Source organism: Agrobacterium sp. B1(2019), assembly GCF_008274755.1.
Classification (GTDB): Bacteria; Pseudomonadota; Alphaproteobacteria; order Rhizobiales; family Rhizobiaceae; genus Agrobacterium; species Agrobacterium salinitolerans.
Genome location: NZ_VTPB01000001.1, coordinates 100,060 through 111,636, shown reverse-complemented (window position 1 = coordinate 111,636; position 11,577 = coordinate 100,060). Strand labels below are relative to the sequence as shown.

8 protein-coding genes are annotated in these 11,577 nt (G+C 56.8%); 5 read left to right on the top strand and 3 right to left on the bottom strand.

Features of this window, described 5'->3' with window-relative positions:
* Nucleotides 1–68 precede the first annotated feature (68 nt).
* Together AGR1_RS00510 and AGR1_RS00505 are read left to right on the top strand one after the other, a co-directional pair.
* A complete protein-coding gene (locus tag AGR1_RS00510; protein WP_187772155.1) occupies nt 69–917 on the top strand; it encodes a LysR family transcriptional regulator in 849 nt (282 codons plus the stop codon).
* A 910-nt stretch (nt 918–1,827) separates the two neighbouring features.
* Nucleotides 1,828–3,384, top strand: coding sequence for a bifunctional aminoglycoside phosphotransferase/ATP-binding protein (locus AGR1_RS00505; protein WP_149145884.1), 1,557 nt, complete (start codon nt 1,828–1,830; stop codon nt 3,382–3,384).
* 150 nt (nt 3,385–3,534) lie between these two features.
* On the opposite strand, the gene AGR1_RS00500 is transcribed toward AGR1_RS00505, so the two are convergent.
* Together AGR1_RS00500 and AGR1_RS00495 are read right to left on the bottom strand one after the other, a co-directional pair.
* The gene (locus tag AGR1_RS00500) at nt 3,535–5,436 is read right to left on the bottom strand and encodes a PAS domain-containing sensor histidine kinase (protein ID WP_246669648.1); all 1,902 of its coding nucleotides are present in this window, start codon (nt 5,434–5,436) and stop codon (nt 3,535–3,537) included.
* Nucleotides 5,437–5,475: 39 nt separating this feature from the next.
* Entirely contained in the window at nt 5,476–6,231 is a 756-nt protein-coding gene (locus tag AGR1_RS00495; protein WP_121459718.1) for a helix-turn-helix domain-containing protein, read from the bottom strand.
* Nucleotides 6,232–6,344: 113 nt separating this feature from the next.
* Here AGR1_RS00495 and AGR1_RS00490 point away from each other — a divergent pair, with 113 nt between their 5' ends.
* On the top strand, nt 6,345–7,085 hold the full coding sequence (locus AGR1_RS00490; RefSeq protein WP_149145882.1) for a response regulator: 741 nt from the start codon (nt 6,345–6,347) through the stop codon (nt 7,083–7,085).
* On the opposite strand, the gene AGR1_RS00485 is transcribed toward AGR1_RS00490, so the two are convergent.
* Entirely contained in the window at nt 7,028–7,492 is a 465-nt protein-coding gene (locus AGR1_RS00485; RefSeq protein WP_149145881.1) for a hypothetical protein, read from the bottom strand. The genes AGR1_RS00490 and AGR1_RS00485 overlap by 58 nt on opposite strands.
* A 260-nt stretch (nt 7,493–7,752) precedes the next feature.
* Here AGR1_RS00485 and AGR1_RS00480 point away from each other — a divergent pair, with 260 nt between their 5' ends.
* Nucleotides 7,753–8,937, top strand: coding sequence for an acetate/propionate family kinase (locus AGR1_RS00480; protein ID WP_080789791.1), 1,185 nt, complete (start codon nt 7,753–7,755; stop codon nt 8,935–8,937).
* Nucleotides 8,938–8,983: 46 nt separating this feature from the next.
* Nucleotides 8,984–11,395: a phosphoketolase family protein gene (locus tag AGR1_RS00475; protein ID WP_149145880.1), complete on the top strand. Its 2,412-nt coding sequence runs from the start codon at nt 8,984–8,986 to the stop codon at nt 11,393–11,395.
* The last annotated feature ends 182 nt before the right edge of the window (nt 11,396–11,577 follow it).

Below are 11,577 nucleotides of genomic sequence, written 5' to 3'. Positions count from 1 at the left end.
AACAACCCATTGCCCTCGCAGTCTAATTGATAGTACTGTACTCCGATATCGATAATCTTGATATCGCCATGCTCGATCTCACCCTGCTGAAGAACTTCATCATCGTCGCTCGCGCCGGCTCCATCAGTGTCGCCGCAATGCAGATCGGCCGCACCCAATCTGCGCTCAGCACGCAGATGCAGCGGCTGGAAGGGCTGGTAGGCTATACCCTGCTGCAGCGAACGGGTTCTGGAGTGCGTGTAACCGCAGCGGGAGAGAGACTGCTTGCCCATGCCAGCGCCCTGCTTGCCCGGCATGATGAGATTCTTGCCGATATGGGCGAGGCGACGCTGCAGGGAACCGTCAGCCTTGGCTGCCCTGAAGATTATTCCATCGCCTTCCTGCCGGAACTGCTAAGAGGCTTCTTCGGCACCTACCCCAAAATCGACCTGCGCATGGTCTGTGCGCCCACGACGGAATTGCGTCCCCTCCTGCAGCGCCGCCAGATCGACATGGCGCTGGTTTCGCAATCCGATCCGGATCACCGCGATGTGCTCCGCAGGGAAAGTTTCGTCTGGGTGGCGGACAGGCCGGAGCCGGATCTCATCACCAAGGATGTGCTGCCGCTCGCGCTCTCGGGCCCCGTGACGCTGGATCACCGCGCAGCGTGCGACGCCATGGAAACCGCCAATCGCCGCTACCGCGTCGCCTTCGCCAGCAACAGCCTTTCCGGCCTCATCGCAATCGCGCGCTCCGGCCACGCCATCAGCGTGCTGACAAGGAAAGCCGTTCCAGCCGACCTTCATATCGTCAAAAACGGGCTACCACCCCTGCCGACGATCGGCATTGCCATCGAGTTTGCCGACGCGCAGACATCTTCAGCGGCCAGGGCGCTGGGTAACCACATCCGCACCGTTCTTCCGGGTCTCGGCCTTTAGCTTGGAGCGTTCCCGCAACCCGCATATCCGGCTTTTCCACCATCGCAGGTGACAAGAGGCTGGAAATCTGGCCGATCATTGCAGGCGCAGACCTGAAGTGTTTTCATCAGTCCAAAAACGCAAAAAGCCCCTTGAAGGGGCTTTTGGTGATTTCAGTTATTTGGTTGCGGGGGCCTGAACGCGTAGAGACTTGTAAATTCGGCTAGATAGCCCCGCATTAGCGGCAATTATTTCTGCCTCCAACATATCCAGCAGCAGGCGGACAGCCGCACCGGCGATGCCCGATGATGCGGCTTAGTTAAATATGCACTCTCCATCACGCTGCTCAAAGACCGAGCTAGTCCTTAAAGCGATCGATGAAGCCCTTCCTCTTTTCCGGCACCTTGGGTGGGGCAGAAGAAGTGGCAGGTGGCGCGGTATTGATCTAGCCATGGCACCTCTGCTTCTCGCCACGGTCACAACGACGCTTCGCCTAGATCTGTTCATCGTTCCACGCCCCGGCTTCGATGACCTCATCGCGCCGTATGCTGCAGCGCGAGTGGCACTGCAACGTCCAGCTACCCACCTACCCACGGAAAGGCTGAGCGAAATGGTTCTCCATCGAAGTCCATTCGCCGGTTAGTCGGAGTGAACGGTGTGATTACCTCTTCGCCACACCCGCAGCAGCCGCTATGCCCGTATGGATCAGCGACATTGATCGCGATCAACAAACGGACGCGTCAAGCCGCATCGACCGATGACCAAATGACGCAGCGCTGTTTCGTAAAATCTTTGACTCTCATCAATGCGCGCGTTCATCGCCCGGTATGTAGTGTTCTGAGGTCAAAGGTTTGTGGACGCATTCTGAGCGACGATTTTCGCGTCTTTTTTTGCGCGGAAGCAAGGCGGGTTCAAACACAGGGGAATTGCAATGGCCCTCGACACGCAAAAGGACGTTATCGCCTTTCTCAGCAATCCTGCCTCCTTTGGAGCGGCAGAACGCGTCGAGACGATTGAAACGCATATTTCCATCGTCTTTTTGACGGGCACCAAAGCCTACAAACTCAAAAAATCCGTAAAGCTGCCCTATCTCGATTTTTCGAGCCCCGATCTTCGGCTGGATGCGTGCCTTAAAGAAGTGTCCCTCAATTCTCCGGCGGCACCCGGCCTCTATCTTGGCGTCAAGGTCATTTCCAGAGGCGTAGACGGGGAGATCCGCTTCGCGGATGACGGTACACTTCTCGATGCCGTCATAGAAATGACGAGGTTCGATCAGAACCAGCTTTTCGATCATCTTGCCGCCGCGAACAAACTTGCTGATGCGTTGATGACCTCAACGGCACGAATGATCGTCCACTTTCACGAGCGGGCAACCATTGCACATGACCTCGACGGTCGTCGCCAGATGGAACGGGTTCTCGATATTAACGAGGCCGCCCTCAAAACGAGTTCCGTCTTTAGATTGGAGGAGATCAATCACCTCGGCCATTCCTTCCGCCAAACCCTGACGCGTCATTCGGAACGGCTGCGTGAACGAGCGGGCAACGATAAGATCAGGCGCTGCCATGGCGACCTGCACCTGCGCAACATCTGCCTTTTTCAAGGCGAACCACGATTGTTCGATTGTATCGAATTCAATGATGACATCGCCACCATCGACGTTCTCTATGACTTGGCATTTCTTCTCATGGACCTTTGGCACGAGGGACACTACCATTACGCAAACCTGGTGATGAACCGGTACTTCGACGAATCCGACAACGAGGACGGCTTCGTTCTGCTGCCGTTTTTTCTGGCCGTGCGGGCCGCCGTGAGAGCCCATGTGATCGCGACGCAAGCTGACGCGACAAAGCGCGACAGAGCGGCGCTTTCCCTTCAAGCCAGATCCTATTTCGTGTTGGCGCAAAGCTTGCTGGACATTTGGTCACCCGAGTTGGTCGCCATAGGCGGCTTGAGCGGCTCTGGAAAAACGACCGTCGCGGAAAGTATCGCCCCTTTGCTCGGCCCGGCACCGGGCGCGCGCATCGTTGAAAGTGATCGTATCCGCAAGGCCTTGCACGGCGTTCCGGCCGAAACGCGGCTCCCCGAAGCGGCATATGGCAAGGAGGTATCCGAGCGAGTCTACGCAGAAATGGTTTTAAGAACGCATGTCATTCTGGCGGACGGCAGTTGCGTGGTGGCAGATGCAGTCTTTGATCGCGCCGATCATCGTAGCGCCATAGAAGCCGCTGCGCGAGCACACCGAGCCGACTTTCGCGGATTTTGGCTGGATACGGACCCCGCAATCCTTTGGAGACGTATTCAAGACCGGATCGGTGGACCATCGGATGCCACCGTCGACATATTACAAATGCAACTTGCCCGACGAATAGGCGATATGAAGTGGCGAAGGATCGACACGTCCAGGAGCCTAAAAGCCTGTTGCGACGAGATTGCAAATATCTTGAAGCTGACTTCTCCACCGACACGCAAGACAGCAGGATTGTAGAAAACGATCAACGTTTTGAACGCAGGGAAGCCCTCCTCGACAAGGCGCTTGCGGCTATGGGACGCTTTGATGGGTACCGGGAAAAGCAAAACGAGACGCTATTCAAAGGCCAATATGATCACCATCGTGATCGTCATGGCACACTGCCTCCTAGTCGAGGAGTTCGCGTAGTCTGACGGCCAGTTCACGGGCGGTATAGGGTTTTTTAAGCCAGCTTCCCTTCATGGCCAACTGCCGTTCCGCGACCGCGGGCTCCGCATAACCCGACGTAAACAGAACCTTGAGATCGGGCCGCAAACCGCGCGCGAGGTCAGCAAGCTCATCGCCCGCGATACCACCCGGCATCACGATGTCGGAAAAAAGAAGCGCGATGTCAAAATGGCGTTCAAGCTGCTGGAGCGCCTCGGCGCCGTTGGACGCCTCCACGACACTGTAACCGAGCGCGACGAGCCGAGCGACAGCCACACGGCGTACGCGGGCGTCATCCTCCACGACGAGAATTCGTTCACCGCCGCCAGGAGCAATCGGGGCTGAGACATCCTTGATATCACCCTCCGGTGGCATAGCGGCATCTTCGGCCGCGGGGAGGAAAATACGCACACTTGTCCCATGCCCCTGCTCACTATAGAGCTGAACGTTGCCACCGGATTGTCTGGCGAAGCCATAAACCATGCTCAGACCCAAGCCGGTACCGGCTCCGACGTCTTTGGTTGTGAAAAAGGGTTCGAACGCCTTTTCCTGAACCTCCGCCGTCATGCCTGTCCCCGTATCTGTGACCGACATCTGCACATAGTTGCCTGGTTTTAAGTTCGGATACATACGCGCGTAGTCCACATCCAGCTTGACACGCGATATTTCGATCGTCAGCTTTCCGCCTTTCGGCATGGCATCGCGGGCATTGATGACCAGGTTGAGAAGAGCATTTTGCAATTGCGAGCCATCGACGAATGCCTCGTTGCGAAAACCCGTCACGACCGTTTTGAATTCGATCGCCTCACCGAGTGTCCGCCGCAACAAATCAGAGATCGCGCCGACGAGTTCGGCGATGTCCGACTGCCGTGGGTTGAGCGACTGTCGGCGACCAAAGGCCAGAAGCTGGTTCGTTAGTTTTGCGCCGTCCTGCGCAGCATCCTGAGCTTCACGAAGCAGATGCCGGACACCCTCATCGCTGAGCCTGCTCTCAGCCATTTCAAGATTGCCGCTGATAACCGTGAGAAGGTTGTTGAAGTCGTGCGCCAGTCCTCCGGTCAGCTGCCCGATCGCCTCCATTTTTTGCGATTGGCGCAGCTCCTCCTCTATTTTTCGCCTGCTGGTCAAGTCGCGGACAAAACCGGTAAAAATGCGATTACCATTGGCGATCGCCTCGCCCACCGACAGCTCCATCGGGAAGCGTGACCCATCCTTGCGCTGCCCGGTCACCACACGTCCGTAGCCGATGATGCGTCTTTCACCCGTGGACAGATAACGCGCGATGTATCCATCATGCGCCTTCCGATCGGGGTTCGGCATCAGCATCTTCACATTCTGCCCGATAACCTCGCCCGCGTCGTAACCGAAGAGCCTTTCCGCAGCGGCACTGAAAGACGAGACAATACCGCCGGCGTCGATGACAACCATCGCGTCAGGCACCGTCTCCAGGATAGAAAGAAGATGCGCCTCGCGCCGGGCCAACTCATCCTGCATTCTTTTCATGTCCGTTACATCATTGTTCGTCTGGACGATAACGGGTGAACGGTCGCCGCCAAAATCAACGAACACCCATCGCGTTGCAATCAGAAGCCTGTGACCGTCCTTGTGAAGGTGAACGACCTCGCCACTCCATGCCCCATTTTTGGAAACCTGCCTTCGAAGCTCTGGCAACGGCAATGGAAACTGCGTTGAAAGAAGCTGGTGAACGATTTTTCCGGCCGCCTCCTCTTTGCTCCAGCCGTAAAGATGTTCGCAACCCCTGGTCCATCTCGTAATCGTCCCGTCCATTTCGTGGACGATGATGCTGGCATCATCCAGAAGTGTGGTAACGGCCTGAAGTTGTAGCCTGCCACGCTCTTCCATTTCCGAAGTTTCAGGCATTTTTGTCCTATCGAGCAGCGTTCACTGATAGCGGTGTCGTCCACCATGAACGACCATCTGCCGAACGCCGAAACGATCATCGTCGTCGCCTGCCAATTGTGCAAGCAGAAGCGGCTTCTCGATCAGGATAGTCTGACGTGCAACGGCATTCTCAATCCGTACAACGCCCTTGCTGATTAGCCTCGTGAAAGTACGCGAAACGGTTTCGATCGTCATTCCAAGATAGTCGGCTATGTCCTGTCGGCACATAGGAAGTTCCACCCTTCTCGCATCTTCTCCAGGCAGCCCGTTGCGCACCGGGAACTTCATGAGAAACGTGCAAAGCCTCTCTTCGGCGTTCTTGGTGGACAGCAGAACCATCTGCTCCTGGGCTGCGGCTATCTCGTCGGAGACAACGGAAAGAACTTCTGGCTGGAGTCGGTGATTTTCGCTTATGGCATATTCGAACTGCTTGCGTGTGACACGCCGCAAGGTCGTGCGAGACACTGTTTCCACACTATAGAGATAGCGTCCTCTTGCAGATATGCCAAGAATGTCGCCGGCATAAAGAAACCCGGTGATGATGCGACGGCCATCTGCTATAATTTTAAACAGACGCAGTACACCTTCTGTAATCTGGAAAACATGATTTGCTTCGTCACCTTCAAGAAACACCGAACGCCCGGCCATTAGATGTTCTGCTGGCTGATGACGGAAAACGTCCCGCAGCCAATATATCCCATCGACAGGCGCCGGAATTTCACGAGCAGGTGGGCAAAGCTCATCCAGAATATGCATGATGTCCTCCATCTGGCTTTCAGTGGAGTAAGCAGGACAAAAATAACGGAGTGATGCCGGAAAGAAGACGACAGGTTTCGGTCTGTGACAAATTGTAACGCGGGATTGTGAAAATGCCTGGAGACCAACACCATCTGCTTGTTGTCGATGACGATGCGCGGGTTCGCGATATGCTCACCCGTTTTTTTGAAGGAGAGGGATACAGAGTGAGCGCTGCGGCTGATGGCGTCCAGATGAAGTCGCATCTGAGGCACAACCAGGTCGACGCCATTCTGCTCGATCTCACGCTCCCCGGAGGACAGGACGGCCTCGATCTTGTTCGAGAAATCCGACCGGCTTCGGATGTTCCGATTATCATGCTGACAGGTCGTGACGACGTGGTCGATAGAATTCTGGGTATCGAGCTCGGAGCTGATGACTATATTGCCAAACCGTTCCATCTTCGCGAGGTGCATGCAAGACTGAAGTCCGTTCTGCGCCGTCGTATATCAGGAAGTCCTCAGCAGCGACATGAGATATTTCGCTTCGAAGGCATGTCGCTGGATGTGTCCTGTCGCACACTTCTCGCCAGAGACGGTCGTGAGCTCGATCTCACCACCGGTGAGTTCGACATGCTCGTCACTTTTGCCAGGCATCCGGGACGGGTTTTAACGCGTGAGTTTCTCATGGAAGAAACACGAGCACGCCGCCTTGATACATTCGACCGGTCGATCGACACTCAAGTCGCACGTCTCCGCCGCAAGATAGAAATCGACAGCAAGCATCCGGGTATCATCAAATCAGTTCGTGGTGTTGGTTACGTTTTCGCTGCATTATTGGAAGTTACGCCGTCATCAGCGGTCCGAAGATCATAGACCAGACCCACAGTCGGGGGCCGCCTGTTGGGGTTCGTGACAATCGACCAGCCTTTGGGTCCAGCAGGCCAGAAATGAATGCGCCTGCATTTCAATTCCCGGGCTTTTTCCCTGGTTTCATCAAACAGCATTCGCGCAACGTTCCTCTCGTCGAACAGACTGAAGGAAGCAAAAACCGGAACCTCCATCTGAAGGGATGACGGATGGCCGGTGACGAACATATAGCAGAGGCCGCGCACTGCTCCCGCACTATCGGTGACAGTCAACCAATCGCGCCGTTTGCGATCAGTGTCCGTGGCGGCCTGCCATTCCTGGAAGGATACTGCAGAAAAAAGATGCTGGATGACGGCATAAGCACGGGCTACATTAGCGATAGTGAGCGCGCCGACCTCGTAATCTCCCGACATTTCGAATCTCCCGAGTAACCGTCCTGATCATCGGGTGTCGAAGAGCTTTTTACATTGACAGCGATCAATGGCCTCCGATGGAACATCGGTCTGTCTCCAAAGGACGAACGAAAAAAGGGTTGGAGATTGCGCTATGTCAAGGCGCAAGCCTCGGCAGTCACCGATAGATAAACAGTAGAGTTCCCAACAAGGACGTCACTATCACGCCATTCCGAGCGCCATGGCGCGGACGACATACCCGCCGCACACGGAGAGTTCACATGAACGATGCCATCCTGCTGACGTTTAATGCCGGTTCCTCAACAGTAAAAATCGGTGTTTTCCGTCTGATCGGGCAGATGCCGGAACGTGTTGGCAAGGCTGTCGTGGATTTTTCGGCTCTGCCGTTAACGCTGCATCTGGTGGAGGGACCGACCACGTTCGACCTGCCCTTGAAAAGGGCTGCGAGTGATAATCTCGCGGGCCTGATGGAGGAGGTCTTTGGCGCATTGGCTACCCATTTTGATCTCGATCGTGTTGTTGCTGCAAGCCACAGGATTGTTCACGGTGGCGATATCTTCGATGGGCCGGTCCGGATCGGCGATGAGGCGCTGGAACAGATCCGTTCGCTGGTCGACATGGCGCCACTGCATCAGCCGCAGGCGTTGCGTCTTGTCAGGGCGCTCAAACACCTACGCCCGAAGCTCGTTCAGACCGCTTCCTTTGACACGACATTCCACACGACGCAGCCCGATCTCGTCCGTCGCCTTGCCATTCCTCGGGTTTGGCACGACCGGGGTGTCAAACGTTATGGCTTTCACGGGCTGTCCTATCGCTACGTGGCGGGCGCTCTCGCCAGCAGGGCTCCGGCCATCGCTAACAAGAAAGTCATCATCGCTCATCTCGGCAGCGGCGCGAGCCTCTGCGCGATTGACGATGGCAAGAGCCGCGATACCAGCATGGGATTTTCCACCCTCGACGGCATTCCAATGGCCACCCGCCCGGGCGCGGTCGATCCGGGTGTGCTGCTGCACTTTCTCGGACCACTCGGGAAAACACGCGAGGAACTGGAGGACATGCTTTATCACAGGTCCGGTCTACTCGGCGTATCGGGCCTCAGCGGCGACACACGCGAACTGATCGGGGACAGCAGCGCGCACGCCCGGGAGGCCATCGAGCTTTTTACCCTCAGGATCGCGGGCGAGATCGGCCGCCTTGCCACAACGCTCGGCGGACTGGACGGGCTGGTCTTCACGGCCGGCATTGGCGAAAACCAACCGGATATTCGCGCCATGGTCGCCAGCCGGTTGCTCTGGATGGGTGCCGAGCTTGACGAGCAGGCCAACCGGCGCAACGCGCTCACGATCAGCACCCCGGCAAGCCGCATATCCATGCATGTCATTCCGACAGATGAAGAGCAGATGATCGCGGAGGAATGCCTTTCCCTTATCGCCCCTGTCGGATGAAACCTGCCGCACATCACGACCCGAACCGAATTCCAAGGAGCCGAACATGCAGGCCACAGATGTTTCGACGAGAGCGAGCCACGTCAGCGATCAGGAGCTGTTGCTTATGGACCGGTACTGGCGCGCTGCCAATTACCTTTCCATCGGCCAGATCTATCTGCTCGACAATCCACTCCTGCGCGAACCGCTAGAGGCAGAACATATCAAGCCTCGTCTGCTTGGCCATTGGGGAACGACGCCCGGCCTAAACTTCATCTACACTCATCTCAACCGTATCATCCGTCACCGCGATGTCGATATGATCTATGTCTGCGGTCCCGGCCATGGCGGGCCTGGAATGGTAGCGAGTACCTATCTCGAAGGAACTTACAGCGAAATCTACCCCGAGATTTCCGAGGACGCCGAAGGGATGAGGAAGCTTTTCAGGCAGTTCTCGTTTCCCGGCGGCATACCCAGTCATGCCGCACCCGAGACACCCGGCTCCATTCACGAAGGCGGCGAACTCGGTTATGCGCTGGTGCATGCTTATGGGGCGGCCTTCGACAATCCGGACCTGATCGTCACCTGCGTTGTCGGCGATGGAGAAGCCGAGACCGGACCGCTCGCCGCCAGCTGGCATTCCAACAAGTTCCTGAACCCTGTACGCGACGGAGCTGTGCTACCCATCCTGCATTTGAACGGCTACAAGATCGCCAATCCAACACTGCTGGCGCGCATCGACGACACGGATCTCGACCATCTTTTCCGGGGCTACGGCTACGAGCCTTTCTTTGTCGAAGGCCATGACCCTGAAAAGATGCACCTGCAAATGGCAACGGTTCTCGATCATGCCTTCGACCGCATCCGCGCCATCCAGATTGAGGCCCGTCGCGGCAGGCTGGAGGGTCTGCCGCGCTGGCCGATGATCGTGTTGCGCAGCCCAAAGGGTTGGACAGGGCCTAAAGAGGTGGACGGCAAGAGGGTCGAGGATTTCTGGCGGGCGCATCAGGTGCCGGTCGCCAATTGCCGCGAAAACGAAGGCCATCGCAGGATCCTAGAGGAATGGATGCGCAGTTACGACCCCGAAGACCTGTTCGACGCGAACGGCTGCCTGAAGGAAGAATTGCGCACCCTTTCTCCACGCGGCGCGCGGCGCATGGGCGCCAATCCCCATGCCAATGGCGGCCTTTTGCGTAAGGAGCTACAGGTGCCGGATATCCGCGACTATGCGATCCCGGTTGGAAAGCGCGGCGCGCTCATGATCCAGACGACCGAAATCCTCGGTAAATACCTGCGCGACGTCCTCAAGCTCAACGCCATCAATGCCAATTTCCGCATCTTCGGGCCGGACGAAACGGAATCGAACCGCCTCGGTGCGGTCTTCGAAGTCACCGACCGCGTGTGGATGCAGGACATCAGGCCATATGATGTGCATCTGTCACCCGAAGGCCGGGTGATGGAGGTGTTGTCCGAACATCTGTGCCAGGGTTGGCTGGAAGGCTATCTGCTGACGGGACGGCACGGCTTCTTTTCCTGCTACGAGGCTTTCATTCATATCGTCGATTCCATGTTCAACCAGCATGCCAAGTGGCTGAAGGTCTCCCGGGAGCTCCCCTGGCGCAAGCCCGTCTCCTCGCTCAACTATCTGCTGACCTCGCACGTCTGGCGGCAGGACCACAACGGCTTCTCCCATCAGGATCCGGGATTTGTCGATCTCGTCGCCAACAAGAAAGCCGATATCGTTCGCATCTACCTGCCGCCGGACGCCAACACGCTGCTGTGGGTCGGCGACCATTGCCTGAAGACCTGGAACCGCATCAACGTCATCGTCGCGGGAAAACAGCCGGAACCGCAATGGCTGACCATCGACGAGGCGGTGAAGCATTGCGAGGCTGGTATCGGCATCTGGGAATGGGCCGGCAACGAGGAGGAAGCGATAGCACCCGATATCGTCATGGCCTGTGCAGGCGACGTCCCCACCCTGGAGACTCTTGCTGCTGTAAGCCTGCTGCGCGAGGCGATCCCTGAGTTGAAAATCCGTGTCGTCAACGTCGTCGATCTGATGACGCTGCAATCGAAAGAGCATCACCCACACGGTCTGGCCGACGAGGAGTTTGACCGCATATTTACTCCTGACCGACCCGTGATCTTTGCGTATCACGGCTATCCCTACCTTATCCACCGCCTGACCTATAAACGCACTAACCATCGCAACATTCACGTGCGCGGCTTCATCGAAGAAGGCACGACGACGACGCCGTTCGATATGACGGTTCTGAACGAACTTGACCGGTTTCACCTCGCTCTGTCAGCAATCGACAGGGTGCCGGGATTGAAAGACAGGGTTCCTGGCATCATTCGCATGCTGAGAGAAAAACTCACCGAACATGATCGTTACGTCCGGCAACATGGCGAGGACATGCCTGAGGTCCGCGACTGGAAATGGTCGAACTCTCCTCAGTCGGCAGATCAAACGTAGATCCCGCTGTCTGGAATTGACCGCGATCAATGCCAGATATTACGCGGCAGGCAAAATGCTCCCCAAAGGCATCTTCCGATCTTCCGGCGACAACGAACCTCAGGACGCTACATGAGAGACGTGCTCCTGCATGTATCGGGCAGGTTCTGAATATCTCACCGTGGAAGCAGTCAAAGGGAGCG